General features: G+C 67.0%; 24 protein-coding genes. 12 read left to right on the top strand and 12 right to left on the bottom strand.

The features are described from left to right. Positions 1-11 precede the first annotated feature (11 nt). The 4 genes from ACIHA7_RS34315 to ACIHA7_RS34300 are packed head-to-tail and all read left to right on the top strand — an operon-like array spanning position 12 to position 6125. Complete coding sequence (locus ACIHA7_RS34315; RefSeq protein WP_397295444.1) at positions 12-548, top strand: hypothetical protein; 537 nt, start codon at positions 12-14, stop codon at positions 546-548. 13 nt (positions 549-561) lie between these two features. Continuing rightward, the gene (locus tag ACIHA7_RS34310) at positions 562-1878 is read left to right on the top strand and encodes a hypothetical protein (RefSeq protein ID WP_397295442.1); all 1317 of its coding nucleotides are present in this window, start codon (positions 562-564) and stop codon (positions 1876-1878) included. A 52-nt stretch (positions 1879-1930) separates the two neighbouring features. Beyond that, positions 1931-4282, top strand: a complete 2352-nt coding sequence (locus ACIHA7_RS34305) for a hypothetical protein (RefSeq protein ID WP_397295440.1) — start codon at positions 1931-1933, stop codon at positions 4280-4282. A 19-nt stretch (positions 4283-4301) separates the two neighbouring features. Continuing rightward, complete coding sequence (locus tag ACIHA7_RS34300; RefSeq protein WP_397295439.1) at positions 4302-6125, top strand: glucosaminidase domain-containing protein; 1824 nt, start codon at positions 4302-4304, stop codon at positions 6123-6125. 34 nt (positions 6126-6159) lie between these two features. Here ACIHA7_RS34300 and ACIHA7_RS34295 read toward each other — a convergent pair whose 3' ends face one another. Together ACIHA7_RS34295 and ACIHA7_RS34290 are read right to left on the bottom strand one after the other, a co-directional pair. After that, positions 6160-6552, bottom strand: a complete 393-nt coding sequence (locus ACIHA7_RS34295; protein ID WP_397295438.1) for a hypothetical protein — start codon at positions 6550-6552, stop codon at positions 6160-6162. A 126-nt stretch (positions 6553-6678) separates the two neighbouring features. Continuing rightward, positions 6679-7632 (bottom strand): hypothetical protein, encoded by a 954-nt coding sequence (locus ACIHA7_RS34290; protein ID WP_397295436.1) that lies wholly within the window; start codon positions 7630-7632, stop codon positions 6679-6681. 383 nt (positions 7633-8015) lie between these two features. Between ACIHA7_RS34290 and ACIHA7_RS34285 the strand changes: the two genes are divergently transcribed. Next, a complete protein-coding gene (locus ACIHA7_RS34285; protein ID WP_397295435.1) occupies positions 8016-8399 on the top strand; it encodes a DoxX family protein in 384 nt (127 codons plus the stop codon). Positions 8400-8467: 68 nt separating this feature from the next. Here the strand turns inward: ACIHA7_RS34285 and ACIHA7_RS34280 are convergent, their stop codons facing one another. The 3 genes from ACIHA7_RS34280 to ACIHA7_RS34270 all read right to left on the bottom strand — a co-directional run bounded on the left by ACIHA7_RS34280 (position 8468) and on the right by ACIHA7_RS34270 (position 11594). Beyond that, on the bottom strand, positions 8468-9430 hold the full coding sequence (locus tag ACIHA7_RS34280) for a ferritin-like domain-containing protein (RefSeq protein ID WP_397295433.1): 963 nt from the start codon (positions 9428-9430) through the stop codon (positions 8468-8470). 322 nt (positions 9431-9752) lie between these two features. Then, on the bottom strand, positions 9753-10295 hold the full coding sequence (locus ACIHA7_RS34275) for a YaeQ family protein (protein ID WP_397295431.1): 543 nt from the start codon (positions 10293-10295) through the stop codon (positions 9753-9755). A gap of 51 nt (positions 10296-10346) precedes the next feature. Beyond that, complete coding sequence (locus ACIHA7_RS34270; RefSeq protein ID WP_397295429.1) at positions 10347-11594, bottom strand: alpha/beta hydrolase family protein; 1248 nt, start codon at positions 11592-11594, stop codon at positions 10347-10349. A 233-nt stretch (positions 11595-11827) separates the two neighbouring features. On the opposite strand from ACIHA7_RS34270, the gene ACIHA7_RS34265 reads away from it, so the two are divergent. Continuing rightward, positions 11828-11974, top strand: a complete 147-nt coding sequence (locus ACIHA7_RS34265; RefSeq protein WP_107655595.1) for a DUF1059 domain-containing protein — start codon at positions 11828-11830, stop codon at positions 11972-11974. Between the two features lie 24 nt (positions 11975-11998). Here the strand turns inward: ACIHA7_RS34265 and ACIHA7_RS34260 are convergent, their stop codons facing one another. Beyond that, the gene (locus ACIHA7_RS34260) at positions 11999-12595 is read right to left on the bottom strand and encodes a hypothetical protein (RefSeq protein ID WP_397295427.1); all 597 of its coding nucleotides are present in this window, start codon (positions 12593-12595) and stop codon (positions 11999-12001) included. Positions 12596-13748: 1153 nt separating this feature from the next. Here ACIHA7_RS34260 and ACIHA7_RS34255 point away from each other — a divergent pair. Continuing rightward, entirely contained in the window at positions 13749-14600 is an 852-nt protein-coding gene (locus ACIHA7_RS34255) for a ParB/RepB/Spo0J family partition protein (RefSeq protein ID WP_107655598.1), read from the top strand. Positions 14601-14992: 392 nt separating this feature from the next. Here ACIHA7_RS34255 and ACIHA7_RS34250 read toward each other — a convergent pair whose 3' ends face one another. Both ACIHA7_RS34250 and ACIHA7_RS34245 read right to left on the bottom strand, forming a co-directional pair. Then, complete coding sequence (locus tag ACIHA7_RS34250) at positions 14993-15193, bottom strand: hypothetical protein (protein ID WP_397295425.1); 201 nt, start codon at positions 15191-15193, stop codon at positions 14993-14995. A 42-nt stretch (positions 15194-15235) separates the two neighbouring features. Beyond that, the gene (locus ACIHA7_RS34245) at positions 15236-15358 is read right to left on the bottom strand and encodes a hypothetical protein (protein ID WP_397295423.1); all 123 of its coding nucleotides are present in this window, start codon (positions 15356-15358) and stop codon (positions 15236-15238) included. Between the two features lie 28 nt (positions 15359-15386). Between ACIHA7_RS34245 and ACIHA7_RS34240 the strand changes: the two genes are divergently transcribed. The 5 genes from ACIHA7_RS34240 (at position 15387) to ACIHA7_RS34220 (ending at position 20161) form a co-directional block, all read left to right on the top strand. Beyond that, the gene (locus tag ACIHA7_RS34240; RefSeq protein ID WP_397295422.1) at positions 15387-16019 is read left to right on the top strand and encodes a hypothetical protein; all 633 of its coding nucleotides are present in this window, start codon (positions 15387-15389) and stop codon (positions 16017-16019) included. Positions 16020-16171: 152 nt separating this feature from the next. Then, positions 16172-17728, top strand: coding sequence for a M1 family metallopeptidase (locus ACIHA7_RS34235; RefSeq protein WP_397295420.1), 1557 nt, complete (start codon positions 16172-16174; stop codon positions 17726-17728). Beyond that, positions 17725-18330 (top strand): lytic polysaccharide monooxygenase auxiliary activity family 9 protein, encoded by a 606-nt coding sequence (locus tag ACIHA7_RS34230; RefSeq protein WP_397295419.1) that lies wholly within the window; start codon positions 17725-17727, stop codon positions 18328-18330. The genes ACIHA7_RS34235 and ACIHA7_RS34230 overlap by 4 nt, the downstream gene beginning before the upstream one ends. Before the next feature lie 175 nt (positions 18331-18505). Further along, complete coding sequence (locus ACIHA7_RS34225; RefSeq protein WP_397295553.1) at positions 18506-19249, top strand: DUF1460 domain-containing protein; 744 nt, start codon at positions 18506-18508, stop codon at positions 19247-19249. Between the two features lie 78 nt (positions 19250-19327). Then, on the top strand, positions 19328-20161 hold the full coding sequence (locus ACIHA7_RS34220) for an SMP-30/gluconolactonase/LRE family protein (RefSeq protein ID WP_397295417.1): 834 nt from the start codon (positions 19328-19330) through the stop codon (positions 20159-20161). A 21-nt stretch (positions 20162-20182) separates the two neighbouring features. Here the strand turns inward: ACIHA7_RS34220 and ACIHA7_RS34215 are convergent, their stop codons facing one another. From ACIHA7_RS34215 to ACIHA7_RS34200, 4 genes are all read right to left on the bottom strand, one after another. Then, the gene (locus ACIHA7_RS34215; protein ID WP_397295415.1) at positions 20183-21493 is read right to left on the bottom strand and encodes an FAD-binding oxidoreductase; all 1311 of its coding nucleotides are present in this window, start codon (positions 21491-21493) and stop codon (positions 20183-20185) included. 97 nt (positions 21494-21590) lie between these two features. Beyond that, a complete protein-coding gene (locus tag ACIHA7_RS34210; RefSeq protein ID WP_397295413.1) occupies positions 21591-21980 on the bottom strand; it encodes a VOC family protein in 390 nt (129 codons plus the stop codon). A gap of 12 nt (positions 21981-21992) precedes the next feature. After that, a complete protein-coding gene (locus ACIHA7_RS34205; RefSeq protein WP_397295411.1) occupies positions 21993-22337 on the bottom strand; it encodes an ArsR/SmtB family transcription factor in 345 nt (114 codons plus the stop codon). Continuing rightward, positions 22324-22770, bottom strand: a complete 447-nt coding sequence (locus ACIHA7_RS34200) for an SRPBCC domain-containing protein (RefSeq protein ID WP_397295410.1) — start codon at positions 22768-22770, stop codon at positions 22324-22326. The genes ACIHA7_RS34205 and ACIHA7_RS34200 overlap by 14 nt, the downstream gene beginning before the upstream one ends. Between the last annotated feature and the right edge of the window lie 10 nt (positions 22771-22780).

The raw sequence follows: 22780 nt of genomic DNA, 5'->3' as shown, positions 1-22780 counted from the left end.
AGGAGACCGAGATGGATAACGAGCCAGGCAAGGCGACGGTGGACGTGGATCAGCTGATCCAGTTGTTCACCGGCGTACTCCAGCAGTACCGGCAACCCGACAGCCCCGAGCCGAACACGCTCCACGACGGCAACGAGTTGACGCTGTCGATCTTCTCGGAGCTGCAGTACGCGTTGCAATCACGCAACCTTTCGTCCAAAGGTCCGGTGACGCAAGCGCTGCCCGCTCAGGTCGACGTGCAACGCAAGACGTTGTCCTTCAAGCGGAAGCTGCCGCGCTACGCGGAGCGGGTCGTGGTCATCCACCGCGGCAACCTCGCGCCCGAGGTGCACTACGTCTACGACCAGCAGAGCAGGGACGGCGGCAACGGCGGCGACTGTGACACGCCGACCACGTTCGACCTCGCGCATCCCCACGAGGCGATCGCCGTGCAGGTCCAGGACTGCCATGAGCGGATCCGGCTCGTCAGCTTCGTGACGTTCGCGCCGCTGGACACCGGTGGCGGCGTCCATGTCGCCGCGAACACCGTTTCGCCGCAAGCAAGTTAAGGAAGGCAGCGCCATGTTCCGACAGTTGGCTACCAAGCTCCCCCCGCTCACCGGCTCGCTCACGCCGGCCGACGCGGTCTTCACATTCCACCCCGAGCAGTTGAGCCGATGGCTGGACGAGGTCTGGGCGCAAGGCGGAATCACCAGCTGGCCCAAGGTCTTCAACCAGACCCAGGTACCGCTGGGCGACCCGGCCGCTGTCCGGATGACGCAGCTCCCGGACAACCTCATCAGGGAATCGTTCAAGTCCGGTGTGCACGGACCGACGACGGGGACACCGCCGTTCACTCCGCCGCTCGGCTACAACCCCACCAACGACCCGCAGGTGGTGCCGCTCTGGGACCACATGTTCTACGCCTACCTGGTGGAGAGCACCGGCGTGGTCGAGATCTTCGCGGAAGTGGTGCGGCGCTATGTCGTCGGTGAAACACTGCCCGCGCCCTCGGTGGAGACCATGACCTGGGTCCGGGCCACCGAGGAGCTGTTCTTCCGTGATCCGCCGCTGTTCCGGGTGGGTGGGTTGACCAGTCAACTGCGCCCGGACGCCAGGGTGAACCGGCGAAACGCGTACTGGCGCATGTTCGGACTCGACCTGCCCCATCCCGCGCCCGGCGCCGACAGTCAGGCGTGGAAGCGAGACACGGGCGCTGCGAGCAATATTCGGTTCATCGAGATCTGGAACGAACTGCTGCGCCAGATCTGGCTCGGTATCGAGAACGAGCGCAACACCTCCGGCTCGAATCCGACCGACGCCAGCTACATCGGCTACCTGTGCCAGACCCTCGCGGAGATGCTGCGGCTGCGCCGCCTCGGCGGGATGCTCTCGCGCGAAGAGTTCAGCTACTCCTGCCTGCTGAACTGGTTCCACCTCACCGTCGACTACGAAAGCGCGGTGGTGCGCGACCTCAGCGCGAACGCGGGCATCGCGGGCGGCAACCCCGCCGACCGGCTTGCCACCGTCGGCGCCAGGGTCGGCGTCGCCCCCTCTCGTCAGGCTCGTGAGCTCTTCGAACTCGCGTCCCTGGTGTCGCCCCTGCTGTGGGCCATCGAGCTCGGTGTGTTCGACGAGCAGCCGCAAGCCGAACTGCTCTACCGCTCCACCGGGGTGCCGGGGCCGGGACCTGCGCAGACGATGAACCGAATCATCGACCTGTGGCAGTCGGCGACGGGGGAGCGGGTCAAGGACCTCGCCGTCACCGTGCGCCGCAGCACGAACCAGGTCCGTTCCGCGCAACCGGCGAAACTGCTGCCCGCAGGCGTGCTTTCCGGCGCCACCGCACCGGCGGCCCCGGTGACGAACGGACATCGACGAGTCGCTCCCCGGCGCTGAGCCGTTGGGACGCCGAGTCGTTCGCCACCGCGCGATAACGAGGGAGCCTGATATGAGTACCGTTGCCGAATCGTCGATCTTCGCTTCGCCCGAGTCGACGCCTGATCCCGGTGGGTGGCCCACTCGCGAAGATGTGTTCGCCGAGGATGTGGGTGACACGGAATACGATGGCGAAACAGGGTGGCAGAGTGAGTATTCCGCCACCGGCCTCGGTGAAGCCGGTTACGCCGGTGGGGAGTCCGGCGAGAGCTACACCTATGGAGCCGCGCACGGCCAGGAGGATGCGGAGCCCGAAGCCGAGAATGAGGTCGTCTATTTCGAGGATGCCGATGACCGAGCGGCGGAGGATGCCGACTTCGCAGCCGCTGGCTACGAGGATGCCGGGTACGAAGCTGCCGACTATGAGGATGCGGAACCCGAAGCCACGGGTTACGAAGCCGACGGTTACGAGAACGCCGATCCTGAAGCCGCGGGTTACGAGTACACCGGGTACGAAGCCGACGGTTACGAGAACGCCGATCTCGAAGCCGTGGGCTACGAGTACGCGGGCTACGAAGCTGCCGAGTATGAGGACGCTGACACCGGCGCCGCGGGCTACGAGAATGCCGACTACGAAGCCGAGGACTACGAGTCTGCCGGATACGAAGCCGCTGACTCCGAGGATGCCGACTACGAAGCCGGCGACTATGAGGCGGCGGACTATGAGGCGGCGGACTATGAGGCGGCGGACTATGAGGAGGCGGACTACGGGGAAGCCGATTACGAGGACGCCCCACCGGCCACGGTGACGCCCGGCCGGTTGATCGTCAAACGCCATCCGCTGCTTCGCACGCACGCGGGCACCCCACCGGATCTGCTCGTCGAATGGAACGGCATGGTCGACCCCTCGGTGGTCGATGTCGTCGTCCACCTGCACGGCTACGCCGGCCAGGGTGCGGCGATGAACATCGTGAAACACAAGAAGCCGATCAGCGGACTGGATTTCACCGACCCGGCCAAGCCGTCGGTCGTCGGGCGCACCATTCCGACCCTGCTGATCCTGCCGCGCGGCCATCACCAGCCGAAGGGCAATCCGGCGCGATACACCTTCCCTGCTCTGACCAAACCTGGTGCGCTGCAACGCTTGATCGACGACGCGCTGGCTCGGTTCGGTGCCGCGACCGGGACCACCGTGCGACGCAACCGACTGATCCTGACCGCGCACTCCGGCGGGGGCGCCGCGCTGATGGCCATTCTCGGCCATACCGATCCTGACGAGGTACACAGCTTCGACGCGTTGTACAACGACCCGACGGCGCTGATCGCCTGGGCGCGCAAGCGCATGGCGGCTGGCACGGGTGCGTTGCGTGTGCTGTATCGCCCACGTGAGGGTACGGCTCGGGCCAGCGAGCGGGTTGCGGCGGCGATCCGGGGAGCGGCTTCGCCGAACTTCCGGGTCGAGCGAACAAGAGTGCCGCACAACGACATTCCACGTCGCTTCGGCTGGCAGCTGTTGGCCGACGCCTCCGCCGACCTGCGCGGGGGAGTACTGGCCGGCGAGAGCAGCGATGAGCTGTGGACTCCACAGGAGGGCGACGGCGAGTACTGGGGCGAAACCGCCTGGGAAGCAGGGGAGTACCCCGGCGAATCGCCAGCGCACGAGTGCGGTTGCCGAGGCAAGGAGAGCGAGTCGTTCGAAGCGCCGTGCCCGGCGAAGCCCTCGCGCCGCAGCCTCGGAAAGTGCAGGCCTGCGCAGGACGACTGCAAGCCGGAGGCGCCGTGGAGTGAGATGCAGCGGCGATTCCGCAAGCGTTGCAGCTTGACCACGCATCGTCTCGATCCGAAGTCCGCAGTCGACTGCGCGTGCGCGTTCGGTGATCCCCGCGATGTGGCGATCTTCGCGATGGCGCGGGTGGTGGCCGCGGGTCCGCTGGCGGCGCGGCTGTTCGCCCATTTCCTCGGCGCCAGCGGCACCGAGGTCACCATCGATGTAGCCGACATGATCAAGCGGTCGGCGGGCGTGCGGGAGAAGATTCGTAAGTCGATCGCGCGCGGCGGCACGTCCGGCGTAACCCGCATCGAACAGAGCGAATACCGCGACAGCGAACTGCAATTCGCCTACGGCGCCATCGACTGCGTGCAGTGGCGGGTGCTGCCGCCCGTCGCGAGGGATTGGCGGAAGAAGCCGGGCACCCGGATCGAGATCTCGATGCTCGACTACTACGAATTCCATCCCGCGCGGCCGGGCGTGAGCCAATGCGCGCACGCGGCGTGCGTGGAGCTCGTGGCGCGCGGACAGGCGAAGAACTTCTGGACCAGCGGCAGCACGGTGGTCACCCTGGCCGATCTCGGGGCGCGCGCGCCCGCACCGGCACCCGCGCGGCCCGGACAGCGCCGCACCGTGGTCTACCAGAACACCCACTGACGCGATCGGAGGCGGAGTCATGACGACCTATGCCGAGTGGCCTGTCCGCGAAAATTACCCGGGCACTGCCGAATACGACCACGAGGTGGACTCCGAGGACATCGACGCCGAGGCTTTCGGAGACGAAGTGGTCGACGAGGCCGAGGAGTCCGGCGCGGTCGAACAGCACGAGTTCGACGAAGCCTTCGCCGGAGCCGGTTTCGAGGCCGAGGCGTTCCCCTCCGGGCTCGTGCTCACCGCCAGGCCCGGCCCGACAGCCGCTGGTCAAGAGCATTGGGATCCGAACAACACCGGCCTCCCGCTCTATGACACCGGCCCGCAGGTGCGCAAGAAGAAGCTGGCGCCGAACTTCACCGTCGGCGAGCTCGTCAGCAGCGGTGGGCGACCCGCCGATCGTGCGCGTATCTCGCCCGCCCTCGTGCGCTGCCTGCAGGCCATCCGCGAGCGTGCCGGGCGGCCTGTGAAGATCAGCTCGGGCTACCGCTCCTGGGCGGGCAACGTGGCTGTTTACCGTGCTCGCGGTAAAAAGCCGACGCTCAGCAGGCATTGCAGCGGGCAAGCCGCGGACATCAGCATCGCCGGGCTGACCGGGCTACAGATCGCCGAACTCGCGATCGACGCCTGTGGCAACGACATTGCCCTGGGTATCGGTGGGAATTTCGCGCACATCGATGTGCGTGGGCGGCCGGACACGTGGACCTATATGTCGGGCAAAGCCAATGCGGCCGCGCTTGCTCACATTCGGCAGTATCGCCGAAACCGCGGGGCGCCAACGCCCAAGCCTGTCCCCACGCCCACGCCCACGCCCACGCCCACGCCCACGCCGACGCGGACGCCCGATCGCGTGGCGGGCGTCGTCCGTCGCGGCACCTTCACCAAATGCACGACGGGCGAGCAGCCCGGCGCGCGGGCGATGGCCGATCAGTGGAAGCGGTTGACCGGACGCAAGGCGGGCACATTCAACTGCCGTGCCACCACATTCGGTAACCCGTCGCTGCACGGCGAAGGCCGGGCGATCGATCTCTACGCCAACGCGGCGGACCCGGCGCAGCGTGCGCAGGTGGACGCTTACCTCGCGTGGCTGCAAGCCAACGCCGTGGAACTGCAAGTGGCCTACATCATCTGGAATCGCAGGCAGTGGGGTTGGCAGTTCCGCGCCAACGGATGGCGGCCCTATGGGGGCAGCAATCCACACACCGACCACATCCACGTCGATCTCAGCTGGGAAGGCGCACGGACGCCGAGCCCGCTGTTCGCCGGGCCGGTTCCGGGCCTCGGCGGGAATGCCGCGCCGACTCCCGTACCGACACCGAAACCGGTTCCGAAGCCTGCGGGTCGCATTCCGGCGCATGTCGTCGAGTTCGTGCGGAAGTACCGCCCCCACGCGCAAGCGAACCAAACCCGCAGCCGCATCCCCTGGCTGGTCACGCTCGGCCAGGCCGCGCTCGAAACCGGCTGGGGCGCAAAAGCTTGCGGAAACAACTTCTTCGGAATCAAGGCCGCGCCGAGCGTGCCGGAGTCGCAGCGCAGGCTCTGCACGACCACGGAGGTGCACGCCACCCCGAACGTGCGGAGCTACCCCGAGGTCATCTCGGTGACGCCGCGCCCGGACGGCCGCTACACCTACGTCGTGAAGGCCTGGTTCCGCGCGTTCGCTTCTCCGGCAGAGTCGTTCGACGGCCACGCACGGGTACTGCTCGCGCCGCGCTACGCCAAGGCCTTCGCGCACACCGCCGATCCGTACGCCTTCGCCCGGGAGGTGGCCGCGGCCGGGTACGCCACCGAACCCAGTTACGCGGCGACGCTGACCGGCGTCATGCGGCTGATCGAGAAGGTTCCGTAGCGCGACGGCACAGCGGCTCCGAGGTGACTGGATCTCATGCGGCCGCGGCGGTCTCGTGGACCGACCGCCACATGTACCCGTGGTCGGTCCTGAGCAGTATCGCGGTGACCAGCCGCCGAGTTCGACTGTCGCCCAGCCGGTTCTCGGCGATGAACCGGACGGTGACGATGCTGCCGCTCTGCGCGATCTCCTCGACACCGCTGATCGCGATATCGAAGCCCGGCTGCGCATTCCGCGCCGACCACACCCCCGCCAGCAACGTGTCCCGATCGATCACCTGCCCGACCGTGGTCACCGACGAGAACTTCTCGTCCAACGCGTTGGCAAACCGGTCGAACACCTTCGGCGGGGCATTCGAACCCATCCACTCGGCGAGGTCCGAGTGCAGGGCCTCGATCACATCGGCCAGGTCGGGGTGTGCAGGCATCGCGGCAATCTCGGTCTCAGCGGGCCCGGTCGGCCCATACCGAAGATCATATCCAGAGAGCTCTGCGCCTGAGGGGAGTGCCGTCGGCGGGCTGGGGCGGCGGCACTCCCGTTCGGTGTCGGAAGGTCAGGCGGTGCAATTCTTTTGGGCGTCGGTGCGGACCTTGCGGCCGGTGAACTCCTCGAGAATGGCGATGTTCTCGGGGGAGTAGTTCTTCGCGGTGATCTTATCGGCGTCGGGGCTGCCGAGCTTGCTGCCGTAGGGGGCGGATTTCTCCAGCCAATAGGCGGTGCGCAGGAATTGGGTGAGTACCAGGTCGCGGATCTTGGGCTCATTCTTGATCTTTGCCCAGTAGTCGGCGTGCTTGCTCTTGGCTACGCGCAAGTACAGCAGCAGATAACGGAGATTGGTCGCGGCGATATCGCGCGAGTTGCTGGCGCCGATTCCCTTGATGTATTCCTGCACCACGGTGGCGGCGGGCAGGCCCATCAGCCCGGCGTTCAACTCGGCGGTCACCCCTTGCAGGCGATAGTTGCCTTGTTCGCGGTCCCGCAGATAGATGCCGTCCATGTCGTCGCTGAGCTTGTCCGTGATCAACGGCAGGATTTCCTTGCGCGGGAAGCCGCCGTGCAGCGGGATGGCCGTCATCTGCTGCGAGGCATTGATCCAGGACGCGGTGTACTTGTCCCATTCGGTGCGTGACCCGTCGAGATCCCACATGTGAGTCTCCTCGTGGATCGCCACCATCATCGACTCGGCGAAGGCCTCGAAGCTGCTCGTTTCCACGAACTGATTCCAGTACGGGTCCTTGGCCTGGGCGATCGCCAACTTCTCCCCGCTCGGCCAGCGACGCTTGTACATGGCCTGCAGGGTCGGCATCCAATTCGACCGGGAGAAGCGAGCTTTGAGGTCACTGATATCGGCCTGCGGGGTATTGGGTTCTTCGTAACAGAACGGTGCGGCGGCCACCGGGTCGGCATTGTCGATGCTCGGTGCCGGCACAGCCTCGGCGACCGAGCCGGTCCCGAGCGACAGGATCAAGCAGGCGGTGACGATGGGTAAAAGACGTTTGCGGTTCACGGGGTGCCTCGCTTCGGAGGGGATGTGCAGGGGTGATGGGCTGAACAGTCAGACGAACCCGTGACGGGTGGACGCTGGGGACTTTTCTATGTGGCTCGCGGGGCGTCGCAGGGTATGACCGAGCGAAAACCGAGAACTGCTGTGCGAGAGGTGTTTCCCAGCCGACGGCCGTGGGGTACGCCGTCATTTCTGAACAACTTCGTGAATAGTGACACGAAACACGCGCCCCGGATCTCCCCAGTGGAAGTGGGGAGGTTTTCACGAATCTCGGGCGAAATAGGCGGCAGCGCAGACTATCCGGATGAGTGATGTGGCTCACCGGCTGTCACAAGGGGCGAGTGCCCGGTGTCTTGTGGCCGAACCAGTGAATCTTAGGAGAACCCATGAACCTCGCACTGTGGATCGCCGCCGGACTGCTCGCCGCGGTTGCCCTCGCCAGCGGCGTCATCAAGATGGTGGTACCGATGGCGAAACTGGCCGCGGCTCCCGGCGGAGAGTGGACCGGGGACTTCGGCGCCGGCTTCATCAAGGCACTCGGCGTCCTCGAAATCCTGGCCGCGTTCGGCCTGATCCTGCCCGCAGTGCTCGATATCGCACCGGTCCTGGTACCGGTCACCGCCGTCTGCTGGGTTGCGCTGATGATCGGTGCGATAGCCGTGCATCTGCGCTACGGCGGTGTCAAGTTCGCGGTGGTGAACCTGCTCTACATCGCTCTCGCGGTCTTCATCGCGTGGGGCCGCTTCGGTCCCCATTCCTTCACCGCCTGAACGACTTCCCCTGTATGCGCAGCGGCCCCGCACTCGTGACGAGTACGGGGCCGCTCAGCGGACTGGACTCAGTTGAGACCGGTGACGTCCTGGGCGATCGCCGCGAGCCGCGTCTGCGCGGCGGAGACGACACCATGCCGATTCTTGTTCGTCTCCTCGTACGCGATGACCGCGCGTACGTCGGCGGGGTCGGTCAGCTCCTTGATCGCCGCGACCGCCTGGCTGACGTTCAAATCGTCGTAGTCGCCGATGGGCAGCTCACGAGATTCGAGGACGCCGGTGGCGGTGCGGAACGAGTGCAATGCGTCCGCGGTGCCGTCCGCACCCTCGCGGCGGGTGACCTGCTCGGCGGTCTCCAGTGCGGCATCGCGGGAAGCCGTCAGGGTTTTCACCGCGACATCGCCCACGCGCGCACCTCGGGCCAGCAGCTCGCTGAGTGCGGGCGGGGTGGAGCGGAAGGTGTCCAGCGCACGGTCCAAACCGCGCGCGGACCAGCTGACCGGGATGGTGGCCAGCTTGACGATGGTGCCGCTGGCCGCCTGGAGTGGGGTGCGGCGCAGTGCCGCCGGACCGCCGAGGGCCTCCTCGGCCAGCACGGTGGACAGCCAGTCCACGGTCGCCGAGTGCGCGGTGATCAACCGCTCCGCCAGCGCCACCACCTCGGGGCGCTGGGCGGTCGTCGCGAGCGCCTTGATGTAGCGGGCGCGGTCGAGGATCTGATGCTCGAGGGTGAGGTCGCCGAGCAAGGCCTCGTCGAACGGCTGGGCCTGTTCGCCTACCGCCTTGACCGCCGCCGCGGCTCGGCCGATGAACGGGCCGATCAGCGCGGGTACACCGCCGAGTTCGCGGATGGCCGCCTCGACGGCCTCGGCGCGGGCGCGGGCGTTGTCGGCGTTCTCGGACAACTCGCGGCGCACCGCCTCCGTTCGCGCCTGCGCGATACGGGTCTCCGCGACCTGGATTTCGGTGTTGGTCAGATCGCGGACGGCGCGTAGCTGCGCCAGCAAGGTAGTGATGTCGCGTGTGCTCATGGGGAATCGCGTCCTTCGATATCGACGTCGGGTCGGCGCAAATCGCACCGTTCCCTGGATACCCGGCAGGCGCGACCAAAACATTGCGCTGCAAGTGATTTCGACCGCACAACCCCGATACGAGTCGGTCGCTGTATCGGCAAATCGGCGGCAGTTGTTCGCCGCCGACCGTCCGGCAAGCCCACTGCAAACGACAAAATTCCCTACTGCGCCGGTGCTTTTCGGCGGCTACCGCTGGACTCCGCAGCGCGGCAAACGGTTAGGAGAAGATCGGGTCACCGGTCGTCGCGCACTCTGGGCACAGATCAATCGCCTGTAGGGGTCAGACGAGTGTGTGTTCGGTGACCGAGGAGGTGAGGTTGGTCCCGTTGAGGTCCAGGTACAGGGAGCGCTCGGTGATCGACAGGGTCGCGGTGTTGCGGCGGTCCACGGCGGCGACGGCAGCGTCGATGAAGGGGCGGTCGAAGCTGTAGAGGGGGATGGCCTCGGCGCGGTGGATGCGTTTGCCCGCGAGTTGGGCCAACACCTTGGCCGGGTCACGGTGGGTGTAGACGGCGGCGCGGTCGGCGAGTTTGCTGCCGCGGTGCAGGCGTTCCGCGTCGGGCGCGCCGACCTCGATCCAGGCGGTGAGACGGCCGGTGAGGTCGCGCACCAGCACCGCGGGCTCGTCGGTGGAGGAGACGCCGCCTTCGCTGAAGGTGATGCCGTCCTGGTATTCGAGGCAGTAGGCGAGCAGGCGGGTCACCATGAATTCGGCGGTTTCGGACGGGTGGCGCGCGATCCGCAACTCCAGGTCCTGGTACACGTCGCGGTCGACGTCGGCCAGTTGGACGGCGAAGTTGTGCAGTGTTGCGGGAAGGGCCATAAGTCCAGGAGCTTAGGTGAGCCCCGCTACCCGCCCGGTCGGCGGCGCACGTCAGGGGATGAACCGGGTGTCCGGGTGGCGTGGATCGTTCCCGTCGAACAGGTCGCTGGGGATGCCTTTCAGATGCAGGTCGAAGAAGGCGGCGATGTAGTCCTGCTGCGCGCTCACCGACCGGGCCGGGTGGATGGTGCCGACTTCGCGCTGCCGGGTCTCCGGCGACATCAGGCTGGCACACTGCGGCACCGCTACTTGCAGATCGGTGAAGCTGTTGTGGGCGGCGCCGTCGAAGTGCAGGTCTCGTTTCCAGGCTCGTTGATTGGCCCAGAACTCGCGCCAGCTGGGGTCCATGTCGTCCACGTGCGAATGCTCGAACTCGCGCTTCGTCTCCGGGTGCACACCGTCGGCGCCGACCAGCATGAACGGCCGATCCACGCCGTGGCGCACCACCGCACCGAGCTTGCCGACGCCCATGCTGCCGTCGAGGTTGATCCCCGCGCCGATGCGTGGATCGCCGAACATCGCTTCGCCCGCGGTGTAGCCGCCCAGTGAATGACCGAACATGCCGACCTTCGACAGGTCGAGCGCCTCCGCCAACCCCGCTGGTAGCGTCCGGTTTTCGGCGTCCGGGTTCGCGCCTCCCGTGAGCCGGGTCAGCTCGTCGAGCACGAACCTGGTGTCGGCCACGCGCGCATCGATCGACGTCGCGAGGTACTGCGGATCCGGCTCGGCATCGCTGGTGCGCATGCGCCCGCCGGGAAACTCGACCACTTTCGCGTCGTAGGTGTGGGAGATGGACACAACGACGTAGCCGTGGCTGGCCAGATCATCGGTGCGGACCGAATTGAGCTCGCGCACCACGCCGAACCCGTGCGAGAACAGCACGACCGGCCAGGCTCCGCCCGCGCGGTCGACCTCGACCCCGGTGCTCGCCTGGCGTTTGGTGCCGCCCCAATCGACCGCGCCCGGCGTCAGGCCGAGCGTTGGCCCGTCGGACGCGAGCCGATCGACCGCTTCCGCCACCGCGGGCGACATCCACGGGGCGCGGTCACCGGTGCGTTGCGCCGGGTAGGTCACCGTGACCATCAGTTCCCGCTTGTCGGCCGGATGCCACGGATCCTGGCGCGAGTCCACCAGATGCAGGTCGACCGTGCCGACCGGGTAGCGGCCGCTGAGCGGCGGCAGGGTGATCTTCGCAGCCGTACCGGTCGTCTCGGGTGCGGACTGCTCGCATGCGGTCAGCGCGATGGTTGCGGCCAGCCCGGCGGCCACTGCCAGCGCGCAACCGCGCAATGTGAACACTGTGTTGGTCCTCCTCGACGGTCGGCTCGACGTCATGATGGCAAAGGTTCCGTTGCGCGCGCGTCAGCCCGACGGCCGAGTCGGCGTACCCCGAGATGTGTAGGGGTATACCCCGAACGGCCTATCTGTTGCGCCGAGGACCACCGGCGCTGTCGCGGGCGCCGACCCGGATGCCGCGTCGGGTCTGCGTGCTCGCCAGCCTAGACTTGTCGATCGAGAGGAAAGGACAGTCGATGAAGCGAAACCTGAACTGCCCCTGCGGAGAAGCCATCGTCGGGACCGACGAGGACGACCTGGTGGCCAAGACGCAGGCCCATCTGGCCGAGAATCATCCAGGGCACGAGTACTCGCGCGACGAGATCTTGTTCATCGCTTACTGATCCACTGAGCCCGCGGCTCCCCGCTCAGTTCCGCGGCCAGCTCACCGGGTCCGGCAGGCACAGGCTGGCCGAGCGAGTGGTCGGCACCGGTCCGGCGTCGGCGGGGAAGGCCCACTGGGAGATCGGGCCCGCCGCCTTCCACCGCAGCGCACCGCCGTCGGAGACCACCTCGTACACCGACTCGCTGCCGCCGACGAGCTGGGTGCCCACGCAATAGTCGTTGTATTCGGTGCCCGGTTGCTGGGCTCCGGCGCTGAAAGTCCCTGCTGGATCGGTGCGTGCACCGGGGTTGGCCACGGTGCTCGGCGTGCCGCGTGCGACCCCGCGCATCCAGCGCGGCGCACCGAGTTGATCTGTCGCACAGGTGAAAGCGCGGCCACCGGCCACGACGGTCGTACCCTGCGCATGGCCGGTGCCTGCCCAGAGGCAGTCGGCGGCGGCCGGCGCTGCGGCGGCTACGGGCGCGGCCGCGGCACTGCCTGCCGCCGCGCCGACCAGGCCCGCGGCGGCGACCGCGGCGACGGCGACGGTCAATCCGCCGTGCAGTCGAGTGAAGGTGGGACGCATGCGGTGCTGGGCAGATGCGTTGGGGGCGAAGGAATCCGGTTCGACGTTGAGCATGTCCTGACCATAGGAATCGGCGGTCCGGCACGGCATCACGCCGCAGCGCTATTTCCCGCCGGTACCCGGGAGCTAGGGGTGATTCCGCATCGCCGGAGCGGCCGTCTCAGGGGCGGCGATGGGGGTGGCCGCCCGCGAAAACGGTTCAGTGGCCGACGATCCGGTGGCCGGTCCTTGCCGGGCGGGGATGGCCGTCGACGTGTCCGATCAGGCCAGCGCGGACCTGTGTCGCAAGGACGCCGCCCAACGGCCGCGCGGCCGAGCACCCGGAAACCGGCACGAAGTCGGTAACCGAACTTCTGCCACCGTCTCGCCGAACGCCTCCCTATATCACCGAAACATGCACTGCTATATGGAATCTCGTACAGTGGACAGACCTGCGATTTTCGTCCGTCGCGCTGCTGGGAGGGGGGCCCGATGATAGGATGGATCGGACACGAGGGATGTTCGGGCAGATGAGTTCCTCGGGTGAAATCGTTCGGAAGAAGGCGGAACCCGCCTTGTTCTTCGTGTGCGAGAGGGGACGTGAACACGAACTCCGCATTGGTGTGCCCGCGGCACGAGGTGTAGGTCGAGCGGTTATTCCCGGGATGGGGAAAACCGCCGGTTCATTGTGTCCCGATTCGAATGGTTCAGGATTCTCGGTGTTGTCGGCGCGGCGACCGCAGTGGTCATCGTGTTCAGAATTATTGTCGCTGCGACGCCCGGGGTGGTCATCGTGTGCAGAAAATTGGTTTCACCATATATGGTGGCGTACAAGGGTGTCCGATGTCGGCTTCTTCGCCGATGTAGAAGTCCAACTCTCGAGCGTATCCACGCCGACGCCCGTTACGGGCTGGAACTGGTAGTTTCCGAAATGTTTCCGGAAGTCGGCGAACCGGGCCGCGAGGTTAACACCATTCACAAATAACGCCGCGAATCACGCTGGCGATCCGCAGATTGCGAATGCAGGGGCGTTTCGACACCGTATCGTTGCTGGAACTCTGCCAATGTGAAATATTGCTGTCCGCGCTAGTTAGTCACCGCAGACACGGCACAGCGACGTGCCTTCCGCATCGATTCGTCCCGGCTTGTTGTGGCGGTTCGGATCGGTACTGGCGGCGGGGCGAAGTGTGCTACGGAATGATCTCGGCTTCGACGCAGGAGTACCGCCGTGAGTGAACACAGGTTGAACGTGGACGACGATGCGAGAGTCGGAGTTGCCGACGTAGTCATCGAGATTCCTATCGAGTCGATAGACATCAGTGGCGCACTGCGTGTGCGTGCTGAAGACTCTGCACATACCCAGGTGCTGGCAGCGACGGAGGCGGAACTGCCGCCGATCCTGGTCCACCGAGAAACCATGCGGCTGATCGACGGTGTGCACCGTCTGAAAGCCGCGAAATTGAAGGGGGCCAACGTCATCCGGGCGCAGTTCTTCGACGGCACCGAGGAAGAGGCGTTCGTGCTCGCCGTCCAGGCCAACATCGCGCACGGCCTGCCGCTGTCGATACTCGATCGCAAGGCCGCCTCGCTGCGCATCATGCGGATGTACCCGCTGTGGTCGGATCGCAAGGTCGCCGAGGTGGCCGGGCTGGACCACAAGACGGTCGGTGCGGTCCGCAGGCAGTCGTCTGGGGATGTTCCCCAGACGAGGCACCGATTAGGCCGCGACGGCCGGATGCGCCGAGTGCGCCGACCGGACGTCGAACACCAGCGCCGTAAAAAGTCCTGCGACGGCACCGAGGGTGCGCCGATGACGCCCGATCCGGCACCGCCGGAGCGCGTTTGCCCGTCCTCGGTATTGCAGAGCCTGCGCCGCGATCCGTCGCTGCGGCTCACCGAGACGGGCCGGACGGTATTGCGCTGGCTGGACGCCAGCCCGCGCACGCCGACGCAGTCGCTCGATCTCGCGGATCGGATCCCGGAACACTGCCTGAATCTCGTGCTCGATATGGCTCGGCAGAACGCGGCCAACTGGCAGGACTTCGCCACCCGAATCGGCGATCGGCTGCAGGCGAAATGAAGCTGCATTTTACCTCGGGATACGGTGCGTGACTTGCGAATCGACATTTATCCGCAGGTCACGCACCGGCGATCCTTCGGCGCCGTGACATCGCTCGTCGCGCCGACGCGGTCAGCGTCGGCGCTATTCGCCTAGGGGGCTGACGTTGCTCGCCTGTGCCGGATCGAACGCGGCGCCGAAGGGTCGGCCGACCACGCCGTCGCACAGTAGTGTCCGCGCGGCGTCAACCACGCTCGATGACAAGATATTTCGGCGCAGTTGCGCCGAAAGTAGCGCTGTCCGAGCGCAAGTGCGGTATCGCACACCGAATAGTGCTTTCCGGGGACTTAATCAAGTCGTGATACGAACTCCCCAGTAACTCCCCAGTCGAATCCAACGCCCGCGGTGTGGTTCTACTTGAATATGAAATACCCACATCGAAGGGCGGCTCGCGTCAGCGCTACCGCGGTGTTCGTTTTAGCGGCAACGGTTTTCACAACCAGTTCCGGTGCCTTCGCCCAGCCTTCAACCACGCCGACGACCACTCCTTCGACGTCGGCCCCCACGACTCCACCGTCGCCATCCGGCCCGACCACGACGATCGAGCCGACCACGACGACGACAGAACCGACGACGACGATCGATCCGACGACGACCTATTCGTCCACCACCACCGATCCGACGACGACCACCACCACCGCGCCGACGTCGACCACTACTCCGTCGACCACCACCGCGCCGTCGACCACCAGCCCGTCGCCCACCACGGCCCCAGGCATTTTCGATCTCCCCACCATCCCGAAGAACGTGTTCACCGATCCCGACGGAATCGCCATGCAGGTGATTTTCAAGAACCCGCTGCCGAAGCCCGCGGGCGTGCCGTCCGAGGCGCAGGCGATCGCGCAGGCCCAGGCGCCGAGCGTGCAACGGGTCTTCGGCGCCGAATCGGTCGGCAACCTGGTGGTGGACAAAGCTTCTCCGGTCGGCCGAGGCGCCACCGTCGAGCTGCGACAGGAAATCGACGCGGTGCCGGTCTACGGTGCGACGGTGGCGCAGTCGCTGGCCGCCGACGGCTCGCTCGTCTCGGCGAGCGGTGCGCTGTCACAGCAGACGCAGGGCAAGTATCCGACCGGCGCCACCACGCCGCCCGCGACGGTGGCCGACACCGCGGTGCGCGCGCTGGCTCAGGAAACCAAGCAGCCGCGCGGCAAGTTCACCGTCTTCGCGACGGCCGCCATGTGGTACGACCCGAAGCTGGCCGCCAAGGACGGTGCCAAGAGCATCGCGGTTCCCGCCTACAAGGTCGCGATCAAACGGGCAGGCACGCAAGGTGATCAGTCCGCACAGTGGGTCCTGTTCATCGACGCGAACAACACCGGCCGCGTGCTGGACAGCTGGCACGAGACCGGGTCGAAGCCCGAGGGCAGACCCCGTCGCTGAACGGCGCCGCACGGGACCTCTCGAGGAGTGGGCGCGGTGCGCAGGCAGTACCTGCGGAGTGCCGAGTCGGCATTTCCCGCAGTCGATGACAGATCCGATCGAGCATCGCCATGGCCGAGGTCCGCCGGATCGCCTAGAAAAGGTTGGCTCCCATGAGAATTCACCACTGGCGAGAGACGCACGTGCCCGTCCCGGCCGCGCTGAGATCGCGTCCGGTCGCCGTGTCGGCCCTGGCCCTCGCATTGAGCCTCACCGCGGGCGTCGCCGCGGTGGCCGCCCCGCCGCCGGATACGCCGAACGGGTCGGCCGTGAGCGCGGCCGACCCGACACCGGGCTCCGACGGTCTCGGCGATCCGTACTACCCCAAGGACGGCAACGGCGGCTACGACGCGACCCACTACGACGTCGCCATCGACTACAACCCGCCGACCCACAATCTCAAAGGCAAGGCCACGATCACCGCGAAGGCCACCCAGCACCTGTCGCGGTTCAACCTCGACTACGCCGGTCCCGCAGTCGGATCCGTCGCCGTGAACGGTCAGCCCGCCCGCTTCCAGAAGTCCGGCGAGCACGAGCTCGTGGTGACCCCGGCCGCGGCGCTGCCGCTCGGCCAGCCGTTCACCGTCGTCGTCGACTACGCGGGCACGGTGCCGGATACCAAGGGCAACGGCTGGACCTACTCGCCGTCCGGCGGCGCGTTCGCGGCGGGCGAACCGCATTCCGCGACAACGTGGTACCCGCTCAACGACACGCCGCTGGACAAGGTGACCTTCACCGTCCGGGCGACCGTGCCCACCGGCTGGGATGTGGCATCGAACGGGGTCCGCGCGTCCGACGTCCCCGCGGGCACCGGCAAACACACCGTCACCTGGGAGGCCAAGGACCCGATCATCGGGTACCTGACGACCATCGCGATCGACAAGTTCACGCGCCTGACGCAGCAGGCCGGGAGTACGCCGCTGGAGAGCTTCTTCGCGCCGGGTGGCGCCCAGCAGAAGCGGGAGCTGGAGAAGAAGCTGCCCGGCGTGATCGCCTTCGCCGAACAGCTCTACGGCCCGTATCCGCTCGAATCCGGCGGCGGCATCTACGTGGACACCAATTTGCAGTTCTCGCTGGAGACCCAGACGCGGCCGATCTACGCGCCGTGGACGGACCTGAACACGGTGATCCACGAGAACGCCCACCAGTGGTGGGGCGATTCGGTGTCGATCAAGGACTGGCGCGACATCTGCTTGAACGAGTGCTTCGCCAGCTACACCGCCGACATTCTCTACCCGGAGCGGGTGCAGGGCCGCAACGCCGACCAGCTCTACCGGCGGGCACTCGCGAGCGCCGACCAGCAGGGCGTCTGGTCGACACCGCTCTACGATCCCGGCAAGGGCAAGGAGTTCACCACCGTGTACTCCCGCGGCCCCCTGTTCCTGCACGCGTTGCGCCGCGCTATCGGCGACGACGTATTCCTCACCGCCGTCCGTGATTTCGCGCAGCGCCACAAGAACGGCAACACCTCGATTCCCGAGTTCCGTCAGTTCATCCAGTCCCGCACCACCAAGAAGCTGGACGGGTTCTTCGATGCTTGGCTGAACGGAAGGAAGCGGCCCGCCAGTGAATACCTCTACCCGGGCAGCCTCAACAACCAGAACATGCAGGGTAGCCCGGAGGAGCGGGATATCGAGCCGTGGCCGTTCGGGCGCGGGGACCGGAAATGACGGCAGCGTCGCTGACCCGGGCGCTGCAGCAGCGCATGCTGTCCGTCGTCGCCGCGGCCACTATCGCGCCGTTCATCGTGGCCGCCCTGCACGCGGCACCGGCTGACGCGTACGGCTACCTCTCCGCGCCGGCCAGCCGCCAGGTGCAGTGTGCGCAAAGCCTGTTGCCGTGCGGCCCGGTCAAATACGAGCCGCAGAACGTGCAGGGGCCACCGGGACAACGCAGTTGCAGCGGCGGGGACGGGCGCTGGGCGGATCTGGACGACGACAGCAAGCCGTGGCAGGTGCACCACACCAGCGGCACGGTGACGTTCACCTGGACCCTGACCGCCTTGCACCGGACCCAGAGTTACGAGTATTGGATCGGCGATACGCGGGTCGCGGTGATCGACGGCAAGAACCAGCCGCCGAGCGGGCGAACCGTCACCCACACGGTGCAGCTCGGCACCTTCACCGGGCCGCAGAAGTTGATCGGCATCTGGAACGTCGCGGACACGTCCAGCGCGTTCTACTCCTGCGTGGATCTGCACATCGGTTCCGGCACCGTGACGCCGGTCGGTATCAAGGGCGTCAGCAAGAAGCGGGCGCAGATAGTGGCTTGACGTCTCGGTGGGCCGTCGCGTGGGTTCTGCGGCGGCCCACCGTCATGTGCTGGCGCACCCGGCAGAGCGAGCGCCGGGTTACCGTGGGGCTGTGTCGACAGATGTTGGAGGCTTTGTGCGGACCATCGCTCGCGTGTTGCTCGTCCTGCTGGTGCTCGTGGGCGGCACGGCATCGATGGTGCCCGCGGCGGTCGCCGCGCCCGCGGTGCACATCGATGACGTCACCGCGGGAAAGATCGACGCGTTGCTGGCGTCGCGCGCGGGTGCCGCACAGAGCAAAGGTGAGCTCGTCGAGTTGCTGTCGCGCCAGTTCCTCGGTACCCCGTACGGCGCCGATATGCTCGTCGGCTCGGCGACCCGGCCCGAGCAACTCGTCATCGACTTCCGCCGAGTGGACTGCTTCACCTACCTCGACTACATCGAAGCATTGAGCAGGTCCACCGACCGGGATCAGTTCGTCGCGAATCTGGTCGACACCCGATACGCCGAGGGGCGCATCGATTTCCGGCAGCGCAAGCATTTCTTCAGCGACTGGGTGAGCACGCCGCGGATCGCCGCCACCGACGTCACGGGCGCGCTGAGTACCGCTGCCGTCACCGTGGCCAAGCACCTCAACGCCAAGGCCGACGGCGGGAACTACCTGCCCGGGTTGCCGGTGGTCGATCGGGCGGTGACGTACCTGCCGAGTGCGGCGGTGGACGACAACGTCATCGGTGGCCTGCGCACCGGCGACTACCTCGGCGCCTACACCGACCAGCCGGGGTTGGACGTCACGCATGTCGGGATCTTCGTCAGCACGCCGGACGGCCCTGTCTTCCGGAACGCGTCCTCGCTCGCGGCGAACAACAAGGTGGTCGACTCGCCCTTGGCCGAATATCTGCGGTCGGTGCCCGGGATCGTCGTATACCGCGCTCAGTAGCGCTGTTGCCGGAGCGCCGATGAGTTCTCGGGCCTCACCCGGTCGGTACCTCTACCGACTATCGAAAGGCAACCCGCCGTGAGCAAGCCCGAAATTCTGCTGGAGGGAGTCGTGTTCGGCGAATCCCCGCGCTGGCACGACGGACGACTCTGGTTCTCCGATTGGGGGGCGAACCAGGTGATCGCCCTCGATGCCGAGAACCGGCCCGAGGTGATCGCCGAGGTGCCGTCCTTCCCGATGTGTATCGACTTCCTGCCGGACGGGCGACTGCTGGTGGTGGACTCGGCGCAGCGCACGCTCGTGCGGCGCGAGCCCGACGGGTCGCTCGTTCCGCATGCCGACCTGTCCGGCGTGTCCGACAAGCCATGGAACGACATCGTCGTCGACGACCGCGGCAATGCTTACGTCAACAACATCGGATTCGATTTTCCCGCCGGCGAATTCAGTCCCGGGTCGATGGTTCGCGTGACGCCGGACGGCAGTGTCCGGCAAGTCGCCGACGGACTGGCCTTCCCCAACGGAATGGCGATCACCGCCGACGGCGCCACCCTCATCGTCGCCGAGTCCTACGCCGACCAGCTCACCGCCTACGACATCGCCGCCGACGCCAGCCTCGGCGGCCGCCGCGTATGGGCCAGGACTCCCGGTGACCATCCGGACGGGATCTGCGTCGACGCCGACGGTGCGCTCTGGTACGCCGACGTCGGCAACCGGCGTTGCGTACGAGTGCGGGAGGGCGGGGAAGTCCTGGCCATCGTGGAACTCGATCGCGGCGCTTTCGCCTGCGCGCTCAGTCGTGGGGCAGATCCGAAACTGTATGTCGTAGGCCAGAACTGGGGTGGCGATTCGTCGGAACCCACCGGACAGGTGGTGGCGTTTCCGGCACCCGCGCCGGGTGCCGGGCGGCCGTGACGGCGGCTGCGGTGGATGCCGTCAGCCGTGGACCGGGAAGTTGGCCCGGATGACACCGTTCGGGTCGCGGTCCTGCTTTATTTGCCGCAACCGCGCCAGCGTCTCCGGATCGAAAGCCGCCGAGGCCGACTCGCCGGGTGCCAGGAAGGTGTACGGCTTGGCTCCGGCGAAGTGGGTGCCCAGCGCGCCGAGGATATCGGCGAACCTGGCCCGGATGTCGTCCAGCAGATGCGGCAGGCCGAGCCCGAGCATATAGAGGGCGTAGGGCTCGGCGATGGGCCCGCGTGCGCCGCCGTCGGGCCGTGTTTGCGCCAATGCGCCACCGAGACCGCGGATTTGGATGTTGAGCAGGGGCGCTACCGGGGCGTCGATGAGGGTCTTGATCACCGCGTCATCGAGGTCGGTCAGCAGTTCTCCTCGGGAGAGCGACGGGCTGGGATCGGTGGGCTCGGCGGTGATCTGGCCGATCTGAGCCGGTGTCAGGACGCCTCGGGTGTCGGCGAGTGCGCCGCCGATCGTGTCGAGGCGCGCGGTGAGTGCCCGGCCCTGTGCGGCATCGCCGAGATAGGCGAAGTCGATGGCAACGGTCGGTGCGGCGCCGGGAATCTGATAGCGCTGCAACCACACCGACAGTTCCGCAGGTGCGTCGGTGGTGAGTTCGGTGAACAGGTCGAAGGCCGCGCGGGTGCGGTCGGCCGACCACATCACCCGGCCGCCGTACAGCTGCGGCAGCGGGAACAGGTCGAACTCGAGCTCGGTGACGATCGCGAAATCGCCGCCGCCGCCGCGCAATGCCCAGAACAGCTCCGGGTCCGAGTCGGCGGTGACGCGCTGCTGACGGCCGGCGGCGTCGACGATGCGCAGCGCGCGCACCGCGTCCGCCGCCCAGCCGTATTTGCGTGCGAACCAACCGAATCCGCCGCCGAGCGTGTACCCGGTTACGCCGACCACGGGATTGCTACCGGCTAGCCCGGTGAGGCCGTGCGCGGCGGCCGCGGCCTGCACCGCACCCCACTGCACGCCGGTGCCGACCCGCGCGACCCGCTGTCCGGCATCGATCTCGAGGTGGTTCAGAGCGCCGGTGCGCACCAGAATCGCATCGTCGATATCCCCCGTCGCGCCGTGCCCGGTGGGCTGGGTCACCACCCGTCGACCCGAATCACCGGCGTATTGCAGCACTTTCGCGATGTCCTGCGCGTCGGCTACCTCGACCACCGCGGCCACCGACTGAGTCACCGCCACGTTCCACGGCCGGGCTGCCTGCTCGAACGCCGGATCCTCCGGTAGCAGAACGTTGCCGCGGGTTACGGCGCGCAATTCCTCGATACCCATGTCTTCTGTCCTCGCTCTTGTTGCCTCGTCATTGCTACCTGGATGACGACGTGGGGCGAGCAAGTGTGACACGGCCGGACCAGGCGACCGATTCGGCTCAACCGTGGTCGGGGCGGCGGACGATATGCGGGATGCCGACGGGGTTGCTGATCCAGTGGGCGGTCATGGTCGAGGGGAGTGGTTCCAGCTCGTCCTGCACGGGAACTCCGTGCGCGGCGAGGTGCTCGGTCGCGCGATCGACGTCGTCGGTGAACAGTTCGAGCCAGAGGTCGGCGCGGGCATAGTTATCTACACGGTCGAGCCACAGCGTGACCGGCCCGAACTGTATGGCGGCGCTCTGGACGACGCCTTCGGCGACGGCTTCGCCGCTGTTGTCGGTGACCGCCATGCCCAGTGTGTCGCGGTAGAAAGCGACGGTCCGGTCGAACTGCGCTTTGGGAAGTTTCATGGCGATGTTGTGTCCGCCGCGGAAGGTGGGGGTGGGCATTGTTCGGTTCTCCTAGGTCTGGTCGAGATGGTCGCGCAGCGCGTTCAGGCGTTCGTCCCAGCTGTGGGCGAGTGCGGCGAGAAAGGACTGCGCCACGGTCATGGGTTGGGTTCGCAGGTGATAGTGGATCCGGCGGCGCTCGCCCGGTTCGGCGTGGACGAGTCCGGCCTCGGTCAGCAGGGTGAGGTGTTTGGCGATCGCCTGGCGCGAGATCGGCAGCCGGTCTGCCAGGTCGGTCGCCGTCGCTGGACCGTGCGCGGCGAGTTCGGCGAGGATGCCGCGTCGCGTCGGGTCGGCCAGCGCGGTGAATACCGCCTGCGCTATCAGTTCGGCGTCGGGATGGTCAGGCCGCGGCATCGAGGTACTCGACGAGTTCGGCCAGTTCCATCGCCCACCCCTTGACGTTGCCTTCGTAGGCCTCGGTCAGGTCGTCGGGCAGTTGCGCGAAGCCGGTTTCCACCACCGTGAGCCGGGTGCCGGTCGGCGTCGGTTGCAGGGTGAACTCCACCCGTGTGCGGCGTGGATCGCTGGGCGGCAGTCCTTCGATCGGCCAGGTGAACACGAACCTGCTGTGCGGCTCGATGAGCTGGATCCGCAGGGTGTGCGGCCCGTCCTCCTGCCACCACACCCGCACTGTGCCGCCGGGGCGCAGGTCATCGATCTCGGCGCGGGAACCGAACCAGGCTCCGAGGCCTACGGAGGTGGTCAGGGCCCGCCATACCTTCTCGGGTGGGTGCGGCAATTCGAGATCACGCTCGATGCGATCGGGTGCGGGCAACGCGGCCTCCATGTATTGCAAC

Origin of the sequence: Nocardia sp. NPDC052316 (genome assembly GCF_044547795.1) — a bacterium.
In the GTDB taxonomy this organism is placed as follows: Bacteria; Actinomycetota; Actinomycetes; order Mycobacteriales; family Mycobacteriaceae; genus Nocardia.
This window is presented reverse-complemented; position numbering and strand designations above follow the sequence as displayed.